The sequence below is a fragment of the Afipia sp. GW821-FHT04G03 genome, from assembly GCF_059419985.1.
Window position 1 is genome coordinate 460,852 of sequence record NZ_JBWKSV010000001.1, and the last position, 19,268, is coordinate 480,119.

Consider the following 19,268-nt stretch of genomic DNA (forward strand, 5'->3'; position numbering starts at 1 on the left):
CGCGTGCCTTTTCCTTTTGATTGCAGCGTGATGATCGAGAAAAACTACCAGCCCGCCGAGATCGAGAACCGTATTGCCCGCGCGTGGGAAGACGCCGGCGCGTTCAAGGCCGGACGGCCCGAGCGGCAGGACGCCGAGCCTTTCACGATCGTCATTCCGCCGCCGAACGTCACCGGCTCGCTGCACATGGGCCACGCGCTGAACAACACGCTGCAGGACATCCTGTGCCGGTTCGAGCGGATGCGCGGCCGCGACGTGCTGTGGCAGCCCGGCACCGATCACGCCGGTATCGCGACACAGATGGTGGTCGAGCGGCAGTTGATGGAACGGCAGGAGCCGGGCCGCCGCGACATGGGCCGCGCCAAGTTTCTCGAGCGCGTGTGGCAATGGAAGGCCGAGTCGGGCGGGGTCATCGTCAATCAGTTGAAGCGCCTCGGCGCATCCTGCGACTGGTCGCGCGAACGCTTCACCATGGACGAGGGGCTGTCGCGCGCCGTCGCGAAAGTGTTCGTCGAACTCCACGCGCAGGGCCTGATCTACAAGGACAAGCGCCTTGTGAACTGGGACCCGAAGCTGCTCACCGCGATCTCGGATCTCGAAGTGCAGCAGATCGAGGTCAAGGGCCACCTCTGGCACCTGCGCTATCCGCTGGAAGGCAAACAGTTCAATCCCGAGGACGCATCCACCTTCATCGTGGTCGCCACCACGCGGCCCGAGACCATGCTCGGCGATACCGCCGTCGCGGTGAATCCCGAAGACGACCGTTACAGGCATCTCGTCGGCAAGAAGGTCGTGCTGCCGCTGGTCGGCCGCCTGATCCCAATCGTCGCCGATGACTATTCCGATCCCGAGAAAGGTTCGGGCGCGGTGAAGATCACGCCGGCGCACGACTTCAACGACTTCGAGGTCGGCCGCCGTCACAGCCTGCCGTCGATCAGCGTGCTCGATCAGGAAGCGCGGATGTCGCTCTCGGGCAACGAGGACTATCTGCGCGGGCTTCCGGAAGCCGCATTGATCTTTGCCGAAGAACTCGACGGCAAGGACCGCTTCGCCGCGCGCAAACTCATCGTCGCCAAGCTGGAAGAGGCCGGCTTCCTCGAGAAGATCGAACCCAACACCCACATGGTTCCGCACGGCGACCGTTCGAACGTCGTCATCGAGCCGTACCTGACCGACCAGTGGTATGTCGACGCCAAGACTCTTGCCGCGCCTGCGATTGCAGCGGTGCGCAGCGGCGAGACCACGTTCGTGCCGAAGAACTGGGAAAAGACCTACTTCGAGTGGATGGAGAATATCCAGCCGTGGTGCATCTCGCGCCAGCTCTGGTGGGGCCATCAGATTCCGGCCTGGTACGGACCGGATGGCAAGGTGTTCGTCGCCGAGACCGAAGACGAAGCGGTCGGCAAGGCGCTCGGCTATTACGTCGAGCAGGGCGTCATCACGGCGGAGCAGGGCGACGCCATGGCGCGCGATCCCGCCAGACGCGAGGGCTTCATCACCCGCGACGAGGACGTGCTCGACACCTGGTTCTCGTCGGCGCTCTGGCCGTTCTCGACGCTCGGCTGGCCGGACAGCGACGTCGATGTGAAACGCTACTATCCGACCAACGTGCTGGTGACGGGCTTCGACATCATCTTCTTCTGGGTCGCCCGGATGATGATGATGGGAATGCACTTCATGAAGGACGTGCCGTTCCCGACGGTCTACATCCACGCCCTCGTCCGCGACGAGAAGGGCGCGAAGATGTCGAAGTCGAAAGGCAACGTCATCGACCCGCTGCATCTGATCGACGACTACGGCGCCGACGCGCTGCGTTTCACGCTGGCCGCGATGGCGGCGCAGGGCCGCGACATCAAGCTCTCGACCCAGCGCGTCGAAGGCTATCGCAACTTCGCGACCAAGCTGTGGAATGCGTCGCGCTTTGCCGAGATGAACGGCTGCGCGCTGGTCGCAGGTTTCGATCCGGCCAACAGCAAGGAAACGCTCAACCGCTGGATCGCGCACGAGACCGCGCGCGCCACGCGCGAAGTCACCGAAGCGATTCAGGCCTATCGGTTCAACGACGCGGCGGGCATCATGTATCGCTTCGTCTGGAACGTGTATTGCGACTGGTATCTCGAACTCGCAAAGCCCGTCTTGATGGGCGCGGATTCACCGGCCAAGGCCGAAACGCAGGCCAGCATCGCCTGGGCGCGCGACGAGATCCTCAAGCTGCTGCATCCGTTCATGCCGTTCCTCACGGAAGAACTCTGGGCCGTGACCGAGACACGCGACGGTTTGCTGGCGCTGGCGCAGTGGCCGCTGAAGGCACAGGCTGCGCCGATCATCGAACCGGCAATGTCCGGCGATCCGCTGGCCATGCCGGTGATCATTTCACCGGAGGTCGAACAGTTCAGCGATCCGGCCGCGGAGTCGGAAATCGGCTGGCTGACCGAACTCGTCTCGTCGATCCGGTCGGTGCGCGCGGAAATGAACATTCCGCCCGCGACGCTGTTTCCGCTCGTGCTGGTGGGCGCGTCCGCCGACATCAAGTCGCGCGCGGAGCGCTGGAGCGACGTGATGAAGCGCCTTGCGCGGCTCGGTGACATTTCGTTTGCCGATCGCGCGCCGGACGGCTCGGTTCAACTGCTGGTGCGTGGCGAGGTAGCCGCGATCCCGCTGAAGGGCGTGATCGATCTTGGCGCGGAAAAAATCCGCCTCGACAAGGCGCTCGCGCAGGCCGATGCGGACATCAAGCGTGTCGACGCCAAGCTTGGCAACGAGAAGTTCGTCGCCAACGCGCCGGAAGAAGTCATCGACGAACAGCGTGAGAAGCGCGACGAGGCGGAAGCCCGCAAAGCGAAAATTCTCGAAGCGCTGGAGCGGCTCAAAGGCGCTGCATGATGTTGCAGCGGTCATCCTCGTTCGGTTCGCTCGTTCTCCTTTGGCTCGCCGGAAACGGGCTGCGGCTGACGATTCTCGCCGTTCCGCCGGTCCTTGCGCTCATCATTCTGGATCTCAAGCTGTCCGGCACCCAGGTCGGTATCCTGAATGCGATCCCGGTTTTCCTGTTCGCGCTGGCCGCAGTGCCCGGCTCGCTCCTGATTGCGCGCGTGGGCGCCGTGCCGGCGCTGATCATCGGACTCTTGATAGCGGCGGCGGGGTCGGCGTTGCGCGGCGTCGCATACGACACCTCCGTGCTTTATGTCGCAACGGTCATCATGGCCGCGGGCATCGCGGTCATGCAGCCTGCGTTGCCGCCGACGGTGCGGCAGTGGGTGCCGGACAGGATCGGCTTCGCTACGGCGGTCTATACCAACGGCCTGCTGTGCGGCGAAATCTTCCCCGTCCTGTTCGCGGCCGTTATCCTGCCGCTTCTCGCGGGAAGCTGGCGCGCCAGCCTCGTGCTCTGGTCGATCCCGCTTGTTGCGATCGCGCTCGTGATCTTCCTGTTTCAGCCCGGCGGCAAGAGTGCGCCGGTCACGCGTCATCGTGTCTGGATGCCGGACTGGCGCGACCCGTCGCTCTGGAAGATCGCCCTCATGATGGGCGGCGGCAATCAACTCTATTTCTGCTCCAACGCTTTCTTTCCGGGATACCTGCTGCACATCGGCCAAACGGAGCTGATCGGGCCGGCGCTGACGGCTCTCAATGTCGGCCAGTTGCCTGCCTCATTTATTTTGCTCGCGATGGCCAGCCGCTGGGAGCGAAAGAAATGGCCGCTGATTGGCGCCGGCGCTATCGGGCTTATTGGTCTCGCCGGAATTCTCATCGCACCGGGACCATGGACCGTGATTGCAGCAGCAGCTCTTATCGGCTTTGCCTGCGCGGTGGTGCTGACCCTTGTGCTGGCGCTGCCCGCGCTGATGGTGTCGCCGAATGACGTGCCGCGCATGTCGGCAGGTGTCTTCACCATCGGTTACGGCGTTGCGGTCGTCGCCTCGATCGCAGGCGGGATCGCATGGGACATCACCCAGAACCCAGCATTTGCATTCCTGCCTGTTGCGATCGCGGCGCTGTTTATGATTCTGTTTGCGCTGCTGACCGATTTTTCCAGACGTCCCGCGTGAGAACAGCATCCGGGTTTGAATTCTTTGGTCCAGACCCGTCTTATCGTCGATTGCGAACTGCGGTAGCGTCACCATGGCTGGCTGAAGCGCCGGAGCGAATGAAAATCGCGGCGTGACTTCCTGGGGCGTCAGATGCTCGATCATGTTTCGATCACCGTCTCCGACATTGCCGCGGCCGAGCGCTTCTATGATGCGATCATGAAGGCGCTCGGCGTCGTCAAGGTCGGTCGCCGCGATGACTGGCTCGGCTACGGCGAGCGTTCGCGCTCCGCCTATCCTGACCGCGTCTACATCTCGATCCGCAAGGGACCAAAGCCGGAGGAGGCCGCCGGCCGTCACTGGTGCTTCAAGGCGAAGTGGCAGACTCAGGTCGACGCCTTCTGGGATGCCGGCATCGCGGCCGGAGGAAGCGACGAGGGCGCGCCCGGACTTCGCAATTACCACACATCTTATTATGCAGCGTTCCTGCGCGATCCCGACGGCAACCGGATCGAGGCCGTCTGCCACACGGCGGTGTGGTCCGCGCCTGTGAGTTCGTCATCCTGAGGTGCGAGCCAACTTTGGCGAGCCTCGAAGAATGATGAACGAGTTCTGAAAAGTCATCCTTCGAGGCGCGCAAGAGCGCGCACCTCACCATGACGATCCCTAGATCAGAAACGCATCGCTCCGGCTGCCTACGTTCTGATGGATGCATCTTCTTACGCCAGCGCGGCTTCTTGCTCATGCGCTCAACGCATAACGAGCGCGCACTTCGTCGGCGGGGCATCGGCGCGATGCAAATGTCCGGAATTTCCGCGCGCCGCCGTTACGTCGCCACTTCGCCTTTTGCAGCGAAGTTCGTCACCGTTTCGCCCTATGGCATTTTCGAGCGAAGTGGGTAGCGGTTCGCGTGAAGAAAACGCGTTGAAACAAAATCTATGCCGGAAACGGCTTGCTCATGAATTTTGAACCCTTCAAGCCGTAGCGCCACGGCAGCTCGACCGCCTTGGTGATGCCGATGCGGAGGCCGCTGACGACCTCCGGCTTGCGCGTGCGCGCGTAGACCGCGATCGGCGGCGCATCGAGCGCGAGGCCGTTGTGCTTGTCGCTCACGGCCATCGCCTCGCAAAGCTTGCCCGGTCCCGAGCACAACGAGCGTTCCTCGTGCAACCCGCGCCGCCGCCGCATCGCCGGGATGCCGTGAGTCGGCTCGATTGCGCGGATCAGGACGGCGCTCGCGGAGCCTTCCTTTTCGCAAACGAAATTCATGCACCAGTGGATGCCGTAGGATCGGTACACGTAGAGAAAGCCGGGCTGGCCGAACATCACCATGTTCCGCGGCGTCGGACCATTGAAGGAATGCGCCGCTGGCTCGGTGTGGTGATAGGCCTCGACCTCGACAATGATGCCGCCGACGCCGTCCACCAGCAGGGTCGCGCCGATCAGGTCGGGCGCAACGTCATGGACACTGCGGGCAAAGAATTTGCGCGTCAGCAGGCGTCCGGCAGGCGCTGGAGCGCGGTTTTCAGCCATTTATGGGCAAAAATGATAAGGAGAGATGTGCGCGGAGGGCCATGCTGGATTGCTTCGAAACGTGATATTCATTCCAAGGTAGCACGATGCAGGCGGCTTGCACCAAGCGGTTCGCAGGCTTAGGTAAGTTGAGGGAAATCGCAGGCTTTTCATGGTTGTTCTGATCGACACGGTGTCTTCCAATCAGGTGCGTCCTCGCCATCCGGAGAAGGTCAACCGGCCCGATTCAAAGTCGCCGGCGAAGCCCGACTGGATTCGCGTGCGCGCGCCGAACTCGCGCGGCTATGCTAACACCCGCAACATCGTCAAGGAAAACGGCCTCGTCACGGTGTGCGAGGAAGCCGGCTGTCCGAACATCGGCGAGTGCTGGGACAAGAAGCACGCCACCTTCATGATCATGGGCGACACCTGCACCCGCGCCTGTGCTTTCTGCAACGTGAAAACCGGAATGCCGAACGCGCTCGATGCGTCCGAGCCGGAGCATGTCGCGCTTGCGGTTCAGAAGCTCGGGCTTGCGCATGTCGTCATCACCTCAGTGGATCGCGACGATCTGGCCGACGGCGGCGCGGATCATTTCGCGAAAACCATTCGCGCCATTCGTGCGAGCTGCCCGACCACGACCATTGAGATCCTCACGCCCGATTTCCTGCGCAAGGATGGCGCGCTGGAGCAGGTCGTTGCGGCAAAGCCCGACGTGTTCAACCATAATCTCGAGACCGTGCCTTCGCGCTATCTCACCGTGCGCCCCGGCGCGCGCTACTTCCATTCGATCCGGCTGTTGCAGCGGGTCAAGGAAATGGACCCGACGATCTTCACCAAGTCCGGGATCATGGTCGGCCTTGGCGAAGAGCGGCACGAAGTGTTGCAGGTGATGGACGACCTGCGCTCGGCGGATGTCGATTTCCTCACCATCGGGCAATATTTACAGCCGAGCCTCAAGCATCATGCGGTGATGCGTTACGTGACGCCGGACGAGTTCGGCGGCTACGAGAAGGTCGCCTATACCAAGGGCTTCCTGATGGTGTCGGCGAGCCCACTGACGCGCTCCTCGCATCATGCCGGTGAGGATTTTGCGAAGCTGCAGGCGGCTCGCGAAGCGGCTAATCGCTAACTCCCGATGCCACAATTCTCCAACAAACGCCGTGTCCGCCACAGCGCGGAAAAGATGTTCGATCTCGTCGCTGACGTCGAGCGCTATCCCGAATTCGTGCCGATGTGCCAGTCGCTGAAAGTCCGGCAGCGGACGGCTAAGCCGGACGGCAGCGAGGTGATAGTCGCTGATATGACCGTCTCGTTTCAGGTGGTGCGCGAGTCCTTCACCAGCCGCGTCACACTGGACAAGCCGAACCTGAAAATCCTTGTGGAGTATCTGCAAGGCCCGTTCAGCAAACTCGAGAACCGCTGGACCTTCGAGGCGAAGTCGGACGACGCCTGCGATGTCAGCTTCTTCATCGCCTACGAATTCAAGAGTCGGATGCTCGCGGTGCTGATGGGCGGGTTGTTCGACGCCGCTTTCCAACGCTTCGCCGCGGCGTTCGAGAAACGCGCGGATGCGGTCTATGGGCCGCGGCGCGTGGGCGCTTCTTGAGCGGCGGCTGCGGTCCGCGCGCCATCTCCGTCAGCATTTTCAGCGCTTCCACGACAGACTGTTCGCGCACGTTGTTGCGGCCGACAGCGCCGAACCGGCATTCCTTGTGCGAGATGCGGCCGTCGCGTGCGGCGACTGCCAGATGCACCAGTCCCACGGGCTTTCCAGGTGTCGCGCCGCCGGGGCCGGCGATACCGGTAATCGAAACCGCGAGATCGGTGTCCGCGTGTTCGAGTGCGCCGAACGCCATCGCGGTCGCGGTTTCCTTGCTCACCGCACCGAACGTCTCCAGCGTCGAGGTCTCGACCCCGAGCATGGCGTGCTTTGCTTCATTGGAGTAGGTGACGAAGCCGCGATCGACGACGTCTGACGATCCTGGAATTTCAGTCAGTGCCGCCGCGACCAGTCCGCCGGTGCAGGATTCTGCGGTCGCAATCGTCAGCTTGCGCATCCGGCACAGATCCAGCAACGAGCGGGAGAGGGCGCGGATGGCGCTGGCGCTCATGCGACTGGCCCGTCGTTCGTATCCCACGGAAGACGAATCGTCGCGCTGGCGGTCGCGGCAATGCCTTCCTGCCGCCCGGTGAATCCGAGCCGTTCGCTTGTCGTCGCCTTCACGGCAATTCTTGATTGGGGAAGTCCGGTGATCTCGGCGATTTTCGCACGCATCGCGTCGCGCAGCGGGCCGATCTTCGGCGCTTCACAGATCATCGTCACTTCAAGGTGCGCAATCCGCCCGCCACGCCTGCCGACGAGTTCGACCGCATGTTTCAGGAATTGGTCGGACGCAGCGCCCTTCCACTTCGGATCGCTCGGCGGGAAATGCGAGCCGATGTCGCCGTCGGCTAGTGCGCCGAGGATGGCGTCGACAATCGCATGCAATCCGACGTCGCCGTCGGAGTGGGCGAGAAATCCGCGATTGAACGGCACGCGCACGCCGCACAGCATCAGGTGATCGCCGTCAGTGAGCGCATGGACGTCGTAGCCGGTGCCGGTGCGGATATCGCCGAGCATTGCGCCGAGCCGCGCTTCCTCGCGCGCGAAATCTTCCGGGGTGGTCAGTTTCATGTTCGCAGCATCGCCTTCAAATGTCGCAACGGTCAATCCCGCCCATTCGGCAATCGCTGCGTCGTCGGTGAAATCGTCGCGGCCTTCACGCGCCGCGCGGCGATGCGCTTCGAGAATGACATCGAAACGAAAGGCCTGTGGCGTCTGCGCGATCCGCAAGTGAGCGCGATCCGGCGTCGCCGTGACGCCACCGTCGGCATCGACGACTTTGATGGTGTCCGTCACCGGCACGACGGGAATCGCAGCGCCGGTAACGAGCGCGGCATCAATCGCGCGCGCGATCACCTTGTCGGTGACGAACGCGCGGGCCGCGTCGTGAATGAGAACGATGTCAGGCGCCTGGCTTGCAAGCGCTTCGAGCCCTGCACGCACGGAGGCCTGACGTGTCGCGCCACCGTTTACGGGCGTCTGATATTTGAGATGGCAGACCGCCTGATCGAAAATATCGGCGTCGTCCGGATTGCGGACGGGCTGCACCGCGAACACGTCAGGATGTGTGCAGAACGGCTCCATCGCCCTCGAAAGGACGGTTTTACCGCCGATGGTCCGGTATTGTTTGGGACCGCCCGTCCCGGCGCGCAGTCCGCGGCCGGCGGCGACGATGATGGCGGCAGTCCGTTTCGAAGTGGGCATGGATAATTAACGACCAAAGCGGGATGAGCCGGATATCGGCGGCGTTAGGCGCTGCCCTTACCATATTTGGGCGAGAAACAGCACGATTCCGCATCTATGTGAATAATCTGGAAGAATTGTTGCGTCGCACTTGCATGCCGCTTGCAATTGGCTAAACTGTAGGCATGATCGCAAAATGCTTAGAAATTAAGCTATGCGCTTCCCGCAATGAAGCGGGGATCGCCAAAAAACGAGAAACGCAGTGATCGGCATGGCTTCGGCACGTCAGAATCCACTGACCATTGGCGATATTCAGGTCGCTAACCGCGTCCTTCTTGCACCGATGTCCGGCGTGACCGATGCCCCGTTTCGCCGCATTGCTGCTGAACTCGGAGCAGGCCTCGTCGTTTCAGAAATGACTGCAAGCGACGATCTCGCGCGCGGCCGGCCAATGTCAGTCCTGCGCTGCGAGGCGACTGGCATCGGACCGCATGTGGTTCAGCTTGCCGGCTGTCAAACCCACTGGATGACCGAGGGCGCGCGAATCGCGGAAGCCGCCGGCGCCGACATCATCGACATCAACATGGGTTGTCCGGCCCGCCACGTCACGGGCGGCCAGTCCGGCTCGGCGCTGATGCGCGACCTCGATCACGCGCTGCGGCTTATCGACGCCACCGTGTCGGCCGTCAGCGTCCCGGTGACGCTGAAGATGCGGCTCGGCTGGGATGATAGCTCCCTCAATGCGCCTGAACTCGCGCGGCGCGCCGAGGCGGCGGGCGTCAAACTCATCACCGTGCATGGCCGCACCCGCTGCCAGTTCTACAAGGGCAGTGCCGATTGGGCCGCTGTGCGGCCTGTGAAAGAAGCTGTGACGGTGCCCGTGGTCGTCAACGGCGACATTACTTCATTTGAACAGGCCGCGAGCGCGCTCGAAGCCTCCGGCGCGGATGCGGTCATGATCGGGCGCGGCGCGCAGGGCCAGCCATGGTTGCCGGGACAGATCGCAAGGCGTCTCGACGGCGGTGCGTTAGAGCATGCGCCGCAGCTTGACGATCAGCTTGGCTATGTCTGCAAACTCTATGATGAGGTTGTGGATCACTACGGGGCACGCATCGGCTTACGTCATGCGCGCAAACATCTCAGCTGGGCGCTCGACGTTGCCGCGAAGGGAAGCGCCGCATCAGCTGACGTCCTCAAGCGTTGGCGTCAGACGATTTTGACCGCGACCGATCCGGCCCACGTGCGCCGTTCGCTGCATGACGCCTTTGGCGAATTTGCCTGGAGCGCCGCCGCATGAGCAACGTCGCCGAGAAACACCTCGCACAATTCACGAGCAGCGAAGCGATCCTGAACGCGTTGCCGAATCCGGTGATGCTGATTGCGCCGGATGGCAAGATTCTCGACGCGAATATCGCGGCGGAGTCATTCTTCGAGACCTCGATTCCGCATCTGCAGCGGCAGATGCTGCGCGAGTTGGTGCCGTTCGGTAGCCCGCTGCTGGCGCTGATCGATCAGGTCCGCCGCACCGGTTCGGCGGTGAACGAATACAAGGTCGATCTCGGCACACCGCGCATTGGCGGTGACCGTCAAGTCGATCTTCATGTCGCTCCGCTCAGCGAACGCCCGGGCCACATCGTGGTGATGCTCCAGGAGCGCACCATTGCCGACAAGATGGACCGGCAGCTCACCCATCGCAGTGCCGCGCGTTCTGTCATTGCTCTAGCAGCGATGCTGGCGCACGAAATCAAGAATCCGCTGTCGGGGATCCGTGGCGCTGCGCAACTGCTCGAACAGGCCGCGTCACCGGAAGACCGCACGCTGACGCGATTGATCTGCGACGAAGCGGACCGGATTGTTACCCTTGTGGACCGCATGGAGGTGTTCGGGGACGAGCGTCCTGTGGCGCGTGGGCCGGTGAACATTCACTCGGTATTCGATCATGTGAAGCGGCTCGCGCAGTCCGGTTTCGCGCGCAACATCAAATTCGTTGAAGAATACGATCCGTCGTTGCCGCCCGTGCTGGCCAATCAGGATCAGCTGATTCAGGTGTTTCTCAACCTCGTGAAGAACGCAGCGGAAGCCGTCGCGGATCTCGGAACCGATGGCGAAATTCAGCTCACCACAGCATTCCGGCCGGGAGTGCGCCTGTCCGTGCCCGGCAAGAAGTCGCGCGTGTCGCTGCCGCTGGAGTTCTGCGTCAAGGACAACGGCCCCGGCGTGCCCGACGATCTCCTTGCCAATCTTTTCGATCCGTTCGTGACCACCAAGCCGACCGGAAGCGGTCTCGGTCTGGCGCTTGTCGCCAAGATCGTCGGCGATCACGGCGGCATCATCGAATGTGAATCGCTGCCACGCAAAACTGTTTTTCGCGTGCTGCTGCCGATGTTCAACGCAACCAAAAACAATAGCAATAGCGACGAGCGCCCGGGAATGCCGTCGCCTGCCTCACCAACCGCAGATGAGGACTAAGAACAATGCCCGCAGGTAGCATACTTGTCGCAGACGACGACACCGCCATCCGCACCGTGCTCAATCAGGCGCTGTCCCGTGCAGGATATGAGGTGCGGCTAACCGGTAACGCAGCCACGCTCTGGCGCTGGGTCAGTCAGGGCGAGGGCGATCTCGTCATCACCGACGTCGTGATGCCGGATGAAAACGCCTTCGATCTGCTGCCGCGGATCAAGAAGATGCGTCCCAATCTGCCGGTCATCGTGATGAGCGCGCAGAACACCTTCATGACGGCGATCCGGGCGTCCGAGCGCGGGGCTTATGAGTATCTGCCGAAACCGTTCGATCTCAAGGAACTGATCGCCATCGTCGGGCGCGCGCTGTCGGAGCCGAAGGAACGGCCGGTCGCTACAAAGGATGAGGGCGAATTCGATTCGATTCCGCTGGTCGGCCGGTCGCCGGCCATGCAGGAAATCTACCGCGTGCTTGCGCGTCTGATGCAGACCGACCTCACGGTGATGATTTCTGGCGAATCCGGCACCGGCAAAGAGCTGGTGGCGCGAGCGCTGCATGATTACGGCAAGCGCCGCAACGGTCCGTTCGTTGCCGTCAACATGGCCGCGATCCCGCGCGACCTCATCGAGTCCGAACTATTCGGACACGAGCGTGGCGCATTCACCGGCGCGAATGCCCGCGCGACCGGACGTTTCGAGCAGGCCGAAGGCGGTACCCTGTTCCTCGATGAAATCGGCGACATGCCGATGGAAGCGCAGACCCGCTTGCTGCGCGTGTTGCAGCAAGGCGAATACACCACGGTCGGCGGACGCACGCCGATCAAGACCGATGTTCGGATCGTCGCGGCCAGCAACAAGGATCTGCGCATCCTGATCCAACAGGGGCTGTTCCGCGAAGACCTGTTCTTCCGCCTCAACGTTGTGCCGCTGCGGCTGCCGCCGCTGCGCGAACGCATTGAGGATCTGCCCGACCTGATCCGGCATTTCTTTGCTCTTGCGGAGAAGGACGGCCTGCCGCCGAAGAAGCTCGACGCGCAGGCGGTCGAGCGGCTCAAGCAGCATCGCTGGCCCGGTAACGTGCGCGAGCTTGAAAACCTCGCGCGGCGTCTGGCGGCGCTCTATCCGCAGGACGTCATTACGGGATCTGTTATTGAGGGCGAACTGGCGCCGCCGGCCGTGGTCTCGGGCGGCAGTATGCCGCAAAGCGTCGACAATCTCGGAGGCGCGGTGGAGATGTATCTGTCATCGCATTTTGCGGGCTTTCCGAATGGGCTGCCGCCACCCGGACTTTACCACCGCATCCTGAAGGAAATCGAAGTCCCGCTGCTTACGGCGGCCCTGGCAGCCAATCGCGGCAACCAGATCAGGGCTGCGGACCTGCTTGGGCTGAACCGCAACACGCTTCGCAAGAAGATTCGGGATCTCGACATTCAGGTCTATCGCAGCGGCGGTTAGGCAAGGGCAGTGGCATTCCGGTGACTAAGCGCCTTTGCGGGCGCTCAGTCGTTCTTAGAACCGCTTGAAGCCGTGGTTCGATCGAACAGCGCGCCTAGGAAATGTCGCAATTCAGCAACATTGTGGTATGAATGCATCACTGGATACGGCAACCGCCGTGCTCCGGCACACATTGGCCTGATCCGACCCCCGCATGACCGCAGCAGAGACGTCGGCCCAAAGCTTCGATCCGTCGTTTGCCGAGTCCTCCGGCCGACCGCTCCGCAGGCTGTTCGCGCCGCTGGCGGTTGGCCTAGCGCTACTGTCCGCCTTCCTGACCTTCGTCGTGCTGACCGGCCTGACGCCGATTGCGCCCACCCACGAAGTCGTCGTCACGTTCCTCCTGATCAACGGCGCAACCATCCTGCTTCTGCTGGGCATTATCGCCCGCGAGGTGTGGCAGGTGGTTCAGGCCCGACGCCGTGGCCGGGCCGCCGCCCGTCTTCACGTTCAGATCGTCAGCTTGTTCTCGGTGATCGCTGTGCTGCCTGCGGTGCTGGTGTCGATCGTCGCCAATGTCACCATCGATCGCGGCCTCGACCGGCTGTTTTCGGTCCGCACGCGGGCAGTGATCGAGAATTCGCTCATCGTCGCGAACGCCTACGTCTACGAACACGCGCAACTCATCCGCGGCGACATTATCGGCATGTCGAGCGACATTGCACGTGCACGGCCGCTGTTCGATCAGGACCGCCAGACCTTCCGCAATGTCCTCACGTCGAGCGCCGCGTCGCGCAACCTTCCTGGCGCGATGATCATCGACAAGGATCGCAATATCCTTGAGACGGCCGCCACCGGCATCCAGCAGGACTTCCAGACTCCGGCTGCCGACTTCCTCCGCAACGTGACCGAGGATGAACCGCAGATCGGCGTGTTCATCGAACAGAACTACGTCGCGGCGGTCATTCGCCTGCGCGCGTTCCAGGATACGTTCCTGTACGTCGCGCGGTTGCTTGATCCTCGCGTGGTGGCGCAGCTGCGGCAGACGCAGGACAGCGTCAAGGAATATGCCGAACTTGAATCGCGCCGGCTGGGCATTCAAGTCGCGTTCGCGCTGATGTTTACCGTGATCGCGCTCACGGTGCTAATGTCGTCTGTGCTCTTAGGCCTGAACTTTGCCAACTGGCTGGTGGCTCCTATCCGGCGATTGATGGGTGCGGCCAATCTCGTCTCCACCGGCGACCTTCATGTGCAGGTGCCAGTGCTCAAATCCGAAGGCGATCTCGCAACTCTGGGCGAGACATTCAACAAGATGACGCAGGAGTTGCGCACGCAGCGCGACGACCTCGTCAACGCCAGCGGACTCATCGACAGCCGCCGACGCTTCATCGAGGCCGTTCTCTCGTCCGCGAGCGCGGGCATCATCGGCGTTGACGGCGAGGGCAAGATCGCCGTTCTCAACCGTTCGGCGGAGAAGCTCATCGGGCATTCGGAATCGGAAGTGATGGGCAAGCCTTTGTCCGAAATCGTTCCCGAACTCAACGAACTCATGACCACGGCGCGCGGCAGCGCTCAACGCCTGTTGCAGGGTCAGATCGAGATCAGCCGCGACAAGGTGGAACGCAATTTGTCGGTGCGCGTCAGTTCCGAGCAGACCGGGCAATCCAACGAAAGCTACATCATCACGCTTGATGACATCACCGAACTCGTGACAGCGCAGCGCACGTCCGCATGGGCCGATGTTGCCCGCCGCATCGCCCATGAGATCAAGAACCCGCTGACGCCAATTCAGCTTTCCGCCGAGCGTATCCGACGCAAGTTCGGCAAGGTGATCGTCGAGGACCGGCCCATTTTCGACCAGTGCACCGATACGATCATTCGTCAGGTCGATGACATCCGGAAGATGGTCGACGAGTTCTCCAAGTTCGCGCGTATGCCGAAGCCGGTGATCGAAGGCGAGGATGTCGCCGACACCGTTCGTCAGACAGTGTTCCTGATGCGCGTGGGTCATCCCGATGTCGATATTGAAGTCGACATCAAGCAGGAGCCGATGCACGCGAAATTCGACCGGCGTCTGATCTCGCAGGGCCTGACCAACATCATCAAGAACGCAACCGAAGCCATCGGCGCGGTCCCTGCTGGAGAAATCGAACGCGGACATATCGATGTCATCGCGACGCGCGAAAACGACGATATCGTGATCGACATTGTGGATAACGGAGTAGGGCTGCCCAAAGAAAGCCGCGCGCGCTTGCTTGAGCCTTACGTGACCACCCGCGAGAAGGGCACCGGCCTCGGTCTCGCGATCGTCGGCCGGGTTCTGGAAGATCACGGCGGGCGAATTGAATTGAACGACGCATCCGCCCTTCGTCCCGGAGCACGGGGCGCCTGGGTACGGATGAGATTTTCCATTTCGGGGCAGGCAAAAGACGCCGCGATCGAAGGCACCAAAACAGAAATAGAAGCCGTAACCGGCGATTGACAGAGCGGGCGTGATTCATGGCGAATGACATTTTGATCGTCGATGACGAAGCAGATATTCGAGATCTCGTCGCGGGCATTCTCGATGACGAAGGCTTCAAGACGCGCACCGCGCGCGACAGCGACAGCGCGCTGGCGGAAATCTCGAGCCGCCGGCCGAATCTGATTTTCCTCGACATCTGGCTTCAGGGCAGCCGGCTCGACGGCTTGCAGCTTCTCGAGCAGATCAAGCGCGACCATCCGGAAGTGCCGGTTGTGATGATCTCGGGCCACGGCAATATCGAGACGGCGGTCGCGGCCATCAAGCGCGGCGCCTATGATTTCATCGAGAAGCCGTTCAAGGCGGACCGCCTGATCCTCGTGGCCAACCGTGCGCTGGAAACATCCCGCCTGAGGCGCGAGGTGCGCGAACTCAAGCAGCACGCACCGTCGTCGGGAACGCTGATCGGCAAGTCGCCCTGCATGAACCAGTTGCGCCAGACCATCGACCGCGCGGCGAAGGCCAACAGCCGTATCATGATTGTCGGTCCATCGGGCGGCGGCAAGGAACTGGCCGCGCGTACGCTGCACGCAATGTCGGGCCGCGCCGACGGTCCGTTCGTTGTCATCAACGCCGCCGCGATCACGCCGGAGCGGATGGAGGTCGAACTGTTCGGCATCGAATTGTCCGACGGCGAGACCGGCCGCAAGCCCGGTGCGCTGGAAGAAGCGCATGGCGGCACCCTGTTCATCGACGAGATTGCCGATCTACCGCGCGAGACGCAAAATCGGATCCTGCGCGTGCTGGTCGATCAGACGTTCCAGCGGGCAGGCGGCACTACCAAGGTCAGCGTCGATGTGCGGATCGTGTCCTCGACGGCGCGCAATCTGGAAGCAGAGATCGCGGAAGGAAAATTCCGCGAGGATCTCTATCATCGTCTGTCGGTTGTTCCGATCCGCGTTCCGCCGCTGTCAGAGCGCCGCGAGGACATTCCGGAACTGGTCGAATATTTCATGGAACAAATTTCGTCGGCCACAGGCTTGCCCAAGCGGCGCATTGGCGAAGACGCGATGGCGGTTCTGCAATCTCACGTCTGGCCCGGCAACGTGCGCCAGCTTCGCAACAACGTCGAACGCGTCATGATCCTGGCCGGCGGCGACGCCGATGCTGCGATTACCGCGGACATGCTGCCACAGGATGTCGGTTCGATGATTCCCGCCATGCCGACCGGCAACAACGGCGAACACATCATGGGGCTGCCGCTGCGCGAAGCCCGCGAAGTGTTCGAGCGCGACTACCTGATCGCACAGATCAGCCGCTTCTCGGGTAATATATCGCGCACGGCGGAATTTGTCGGCATGGAGCGCTCGGCGCTGCATCGCAAGCTCAAGGCATTGGGCGTAGGCTGATCACATGTCCCGCATCGCCTATGTGAACGGCCAGTACCGCGACATGCGGGACGCGAGCGTGAATATCGAGGACCGTGGTTATCAGTTTTCCGACGGTGTCTACGAAGTCTGCGAAATCCGAGGCGGCAAGGTTGTCGATCAACCGCGCCATTTAACCCGCCTGCAGCGATCGCTACGCGAGTTGCAGATCGATATGCCTATGCCGCTGTCGGCGCTTGAAATCGTCATTCACGAAACGGTGCGGCGGAATCGCGTCACCTACGGCATCGTCTATCTGCAAGTGACGCGCGGCGTGGCGCGGCGCGATCATGCGTTTCCGCTGAAGCCGGTGAAGCCTGCCCTGGTGATTACAGCGCGCGGTCTCAGCTTCCAGAAAAATCAGGACACCGCTGCGCGCGGCATCGGCGTCATCACCATTCCGGAAAACCGCTGGCCTCGGGTCGACATCAAGTCGGTATCGCTGTTGCCCAACGTGCTTGCGAAGCAGCAGGCGCGCGAGAACGACGCTTACGAAGCATGGTTCGTCGATAGCGACGGTCAGGTCACCGAAGGCGCGTCGAGCAACGCCTGGATCGTGACAAAGGACGGTCGCGTGGTCACGCGATCGGCCGACAGCGGCATACTTGCCGGGGTCACGCGGGCCGTTCTGACGAACGTATTGGCGTCGCTCCAGATCAAACTTGAGGAACGGCCCTTCACCCCGGCTGAAGCCTACGAAGCCGCCGAGGCCTTCGTGACCGCGTCCAGCCAGATAGTCATGCCCGTGGTGCGGATCGACGGCCGTCCAATCGGCGGTGGCAAGCCGGGGGCTATTTCCATGCGCTTGCGGGAAGAATTTCACCGTTTTTCAGAATTTTCGTAAGTTTTGCCGCCCTTTGGCGTCCCGGCCGGGGTGAGCGGCCTTGCCTAACAACCGGGCCTGTCCTTTAATCGCGGTGCAGCACCCGGAGGGGGATCTCAGGGACGCCGGCAGCCGGACCACCGCTCCGAAGAGAGCAGGCCCTGGCCCAAAAACAAGACTGCGGGATAAGAAAATGGCGGCAGACCGCGCACAAAATCTACAAGACACATTCCTCAATCACGTTCGTAAAACCAAAACGCCACTGACGATCTTTCTGGTCAATGGAGTGAAGTTGCAGGGCATTGTCACATGGTTCGACAATTTCTGCCTTTTGCTTCGGCGAGACGGTCACTCGCAGCTTGTCTACAAGCACGCGATCTCGACCATCATGCCGGGTGCTCCGATCCAGTTGTTCGAAGGCGGCGAGGACGCGCCAGCTTGAGATTGAACTGATTTGGAACCCCGAGAGTTTGACGGGGGCGCTGACCGTCCAAGGTCGGCGCGGGGCGATACAGGGCGGGTGCTGGTCATCGGCCCTTACAAGCGTGCGCGAAGGGGCGATCCCGACGCGCCAACAACATCCCATGGCATCCGCAATCCCGATGCACGGCTTGAAGAAGCCGTCGGCCTCGCACGCGCGATTGATCTCACCGTTGCCGAAGCCGTCGTTGCACCGCTGAGCGAAATCCGTCCCGCGACCTATCTCGGCAAGGGCAAGGTCGAGGAGATGCTTGGCCTGATCAAGGCCAGCGATGTCGATCTTGTGGTGATGGATTGCGCGCTGTCGCCGGTCCAGCAACGCAATCTCGAAAAGGAATGGAAGGCCAAGGTGCTCGACCGCACCGGGCTTATTCTGGAAATCTTCGGCCGCCGCGCGAAAACCCGTGAAGGATCGTTGCAGGTCGAACTCGCGCATCTGAATTATCAGCGCAGCCGGCTTGTGCGGTCATGGACCCATCTCGAGCGCCAGCGCGGCGGTTTCGGATTCATGGGCGGCCCCGGCGAAACGCAGATCGAAGCCGACCGCCGTCTGATCGGCGATCGCATCGCGCGCATCGAAACCGAAATCAAGAAAGTTCAGGCAACGCGCCGGCTGCATCGCGCCGGGCGGCAGCGTGTGCCGTACCGCGTTGTCGCGCTGGTCGGTTACACCAACGCCGGAAAATCCACACTGTTCAACCGCCTGACGCGCGCCGACGTGCAGGCCGCCGACATGCTGTTCGCGACCCTCGATCCGACGTTGCGCGCGCTGACCCTGCCGCACGGCGGCAAGGCCATGCTGTCGGACACTGTTGGTTTCATCTCGGACCTGCCGACCATGCTTGTCGCGGCATTTCGCGCCACGCTGGAAGAAGTCATCGAGGCCGACGTCATCCTGCATGTCCGGGACATTTCGCACGAAGATGCCGAGGCCCAGCAGCAGGACGTCGAATCCATCTTGCGGCAACTCGGCATCGATCCTGACGGCGGTCACCGCATTATCGAGGTCTGGAACAAGATCGATCGCTTCGATCAGGAGGGTCGCGATAATCTCGCGAACATCGCCGCGCGCCGGCCGCCGGAGCGTCCGTGTTTCCCGGTGTCAGCCGAGACCGGGGAGGGCATCGACGCCTTGCTTGCGGCCATCGAGGATCGTCTGGCAGCCACGCGGGTGACGCTCGATCTCTCCATCGATGCGTCAGACGGCGCCGGCATTAGCTGGCTGCACCGGAATTCCGAAGTTCTGGACAAGCACATGGAGAACGGCCGCTTCGCGATGACCGTCCGCGTTGACGAGACCAAACGCGAGATCACCATCGCCAAATTCGGCGCAGTTCCGAGCGTGCATTGAT

At 62.2% G+C, this 19,268-nt stretch carries 15 protein-coding genes and 1 pseudogene; 13 read left to right on the forward strand and 3 right to left on the reverse strand.

Annotated elements, in window-relative coordinates; all coding sequences use genetic code 11:
- Positions 1-30: 30 nt before the first annotated feature.
- The 3 genes from AC07UB_RS02305 (at position 31) to AC07UB_RS02315 (ending at position 4,595) form a co-directional block, all read left to right on the forward strand.
- Positions 31-2,883, forward strand: coding sequence for a valine--tRNA ligase (locus AC07UB_RS02305; RefSeq protein WP_494652704.1), 2,853 nt, complete (start codon positions 31-33; stop codon positions 2,881-2,883).
- Positions 2,880-4,049 carry an MFS transporter gene (locus AC07UB_RS02310; RefSeq protein ID WP_494652292.1) on the forward strand — a complete coding sequence of 390 codons (1,170 nt, stop codon included), beginning with the start codon at positions 2,880-2,882 and terminating at the stop codon, positions 4,047-4,049. Before AC07UB_RS02305 ends, AC07UB_RS02310 begins: the two co-directional genes overlap by 4 nt.
- A 132-nt stretch (positions 4,050-4,181) precedes the next feature.
- Positions 4,182-4,595, forward strand: a complete 414-nt coding sequence (locus AC07UB_RS02315) for a VOC family protein (RefSeq protein WP_494652290.1) — start codon at positions 4,182-4,184, stop codon at positions 4,593-4,595.
- A gap of 369 nt (positions 4,596-4,964) precedes the next feature.
- On the opposite strand, the gene AC07UB_RS02320 is transcribed toward AC07UB_RS02315, so the two are convergent.
- The gene (locus tag AC07UB_RS02320; protein ID WP_494652289.1) at positions 4,965-5,561 is read right to left on the reverse strand and encodes a DNA-3-methyladenine glycosylase; all 597 of its coding nucleotides are present in this window, start codon (positions 5,559-5,561) and stop codon (positions 4,965-4,967) included.
- Between the two features lie 151 nt (positions 5,562-5,712).
- Between AC07UB_RS02320 and lipA the strand changes: the two genes are divergently transcribed.
- Together lipA and AC07UB_RS02330 are read left to right on the forward strand one after the other, a co-directional pair.
- Positions 5,713-6,672, forward strand: a complete 960-nt coding sequence (gene lipA, locus AC07UB_RS02325) for a lipoyl synthase (protein WP_494652288.1) — start codon at positions 5,713-5,715, stop codon at positions 6,670-6,672.
- 6 nt (positions 6,673-6,678) lie between these two features.
- Positions 6,679-7,149 carry a type II toxin-antitoxin system RatA family toxin gene (locus tag AC07UB_RS02330; RefSeq protein WP_494652287.1) on the forward strand — a complete coding sequence of 157 codons (471 nt, stop codon included), beginning with the start codon at positions 6,679-6,681 and terminating at the stop codon, positions 7,147-7,149.
- Positions 7,150-7,183: 34 nt separating this feature from the next.
- Here the strand turns inward: AC07UB_RS02330 and AC07UB_RS02335 are convergent.
- Positions 7,184-7,654: pseudogene (locus AC07UB_RS02335) on the reverse strand (CinA family protein); the annotation flags it as partial.
- Entirely contained in the window at positions 7,651-8,850 is a 1,200-nt protein-coding gene (locus AC07UB_RS02340) for a bifunctional 2-C-methyl-D-erythritol 4-phosphate cytidylyltransferase/2-C-methyl-D-erythritol 2,4-cyclodiphosphate synthase (RefSeq protein ID WP_494652286.1), read from the reverse strand. The gene AC07UB_RS02340 and the pseudogene AC07UB_RS02335, both read right to left, overlap by 4 nt.
- A gap of 250 nt (positions 8,851-9,100) precedes the next feature.
- Between AC07UB_RS02340 and dusB the strand changes: the two genes are divergently transcribed.
- The 8 genes from dusB (at position 9,101) to hflX (ending at position 19,267) form a co-directional block, all read left to right on the forward strand.
- On the forward strand, positions 9,101-10,126 hold the full coding sequence (gene dusB / locus AC07UB_RS02345; protein ID WP_492789222.1) for a tRNA dihydrouridine synthase DusB: 1,026 nt from the start codon (positions 9,101-9,103) through the stop codon (positions 10,124-10,126).
- Positions 10,123-11,298 (forward strand): two-component system sensor histidine kinase NtrB, encoded by a 1,176-nt coding sequence (locus AC07UB_RS02350; protein WP_492789221.1) that lies wholly within the window; start codon positions 10,123-10,125, stop codon positions 11,296-11,298. The genes dusB and AC07UB_RS02350 overlap by 4 nt, the downstream gene beginning before the upstream one ends.
- A 5-nt stretch (positions 11,299-11,303) precedes the next feature.
- Positions 11,304-12,746 (forward strand): nitrogen regulation protein NR(I), encoded by a 1,443-nt coding sequence (gene ntrC, locus AC07UB_RS02355; protein WP_492789220.1) that lies wholly within the window; start codon positions 11,304-11,306, stop codon positions 12,744-12,746.
- 193 nt (positions 12,747-12,939) lie between these two features.
- Positions 12,940-15,207, forward strand: coding sequence for a sensor histidine kinase NtrY-like (locus AC07UB_RS02360; RefSeq protein WP_494652284.1), 2,268 nt, complete (start codon positions 12,940-12,942; stop codon positions 15,205-15,207).
- 17 nt (positions 15,208-15,224) lie between these two features.
- Complete coding sequence (gene ntrX, locus AC07UB_RS02365; RefSeq protein WP_494652283.1) at positions 15,225-16,595, forward strand: nitrogen assimilation response regulator NtrX; 1,371 nt, start codon at positions 15,225-15,227, stop codon at positions 16,593-16,595.
- 4 nt (positions 16,596-16,599) lie between these two features.
- On the forward strand, positions 16,600-17,457 hold the full coding sequence (locus AC07UB_RS02370; RefSeq protein WP_494652281.1) for a D-amino-acid transaminase: 858 nt from the start codon (positions 16,600-16,602) through the stop codon (positions 17,455-17,457).
- A gap of 172 nt (positions 17,458-17,629) precedes the next feature.
- Positions 17,630-17,878, forward strand: a complete 249-nt coding sequence (hfq, locus tag AC07UB_RS02375) for an RNA chaperone Hfq (protein ID WP_006020546.1) — start codon at positions 17,630-17,632, stop codon at positions 17,876-17,878.
- A gap of 12 nt (positions 17,879-17,890) precedes the next feature.
- Positions 17,891-19,267, forward strand: coding sequence for a GTPase HflX (gene hflX / locus AC07UB_RS02380; protein WP_494652278.1), 1,377 nt, complete (start codon positions 17,891-17,893; stop codon positions 19,265-19,267).
- Position 19,268 lies beyond the last annotated feature (1 nt).

What these genes read in the sequence shown, in the direction of transcription:
- AC07UB_RS02360 (WP_494652284.1), top strand. Translation starts at nt 12,940, where the DNA reads ATGACCGCAGCAGAGACGTCGGCCCAAAGCTTCGATCCGTCGTTTGCC.
- AC07UB_RS02315 (WP_494652290.1), top strand. Translation starts at nt 4,182, where the DNA reads ATGCTCGATCATGTTTCGATCACCGTCTCCGACATTGCCGCGGCCGAG.
- AC07UB_RS02320 (WP_494652289.1), bottom strand. Translation starts at nt 5,561, where the DNA reads ATGGCTGAAAACCGCGCTCCAGCGCCTGCCGGACGCCTGCTGACGCGC.
- AC07UB_RS02340 (WP_494652286.1), bottom strand. Translation starts at nt 8,850, where the DNA reads ATGCCCACTTCGAAACGGACTGCCGCCATCATCGTCGCCGCCGGCCGC.
- AC07UB_RS02305 (WP_494652704.1), top strand. Translation starts at nt 31, where the DNA reads ATGATCGAGAAAAACTACCAGCCCGCCGAGATCGAGAACCGTATTGCC.
- AC07UB_RS02370 (WP_494652281.1), top strand. Translation starts at nt 16,600, where the DNA reads ATGTCCCGCATCGCCTATGTGAACGGCCAGTACCGCGACATGCGGGAC.
- ntrC (WP_492789220.1), top strand. Translation starts at nt 11,304, where the DNA reads ATGCCCGCAGGTAGCATACTTGTCGCAGACGACGACACCGCCATCCGC.
- AC07UB_RS02350 (WP_492789221.1), top strand. Translation starts at nt 10,123, where the DNA reads ATGAGCAACGTCGCCGAGAAACACCTCGCACAATTCACGAGCAGCGAA.
- ntrX (WP_494652283.1), top strand. Translation starts at nt 15,225, where the DNA reads ATGGCGAATGACATTTTGATCGTCGATGACGAAGCAGATATTCGAGAT.
- AC07UB_RS02330 (WP_494652287.1), top strand. Translation starts at nt 6,679, where the DNA reads ATGCCACAATTCTCCAACAAACGCCGTGTCCGCCACAGCGCGGAAAAG.
- hfq (WP_006020546.1), top strand. Translation starts at nt 17,630, where the DNA reads ATGGCGGCAGACCGCGCACAAAATCTACAAGACACATTCCTCAATCAC.
- lipA (WP_494652288.1), top strand. Translation starts at nt 5,713, where the DNA reads ATGGTTGTTCTGATCGACACGGTGTCTTCCAATCAGGTGCGTCCTCGC.
- dusB (WP_492789222.1), top strand. Translation starts at nt 9,101, where the DNA reads ATGGCTTCGGCACGTCAGAATCCACTGACCATTGGCGATATTCAGGTC.
- AC07UB_RS02310 (WP_494652292.1), top strand. Translation starts at nt 2,880, where the DNA reads ATGATGTTGCAGCGGTCATCCTCGTTCGGTTCGCTCGTTCTCCTTTGG.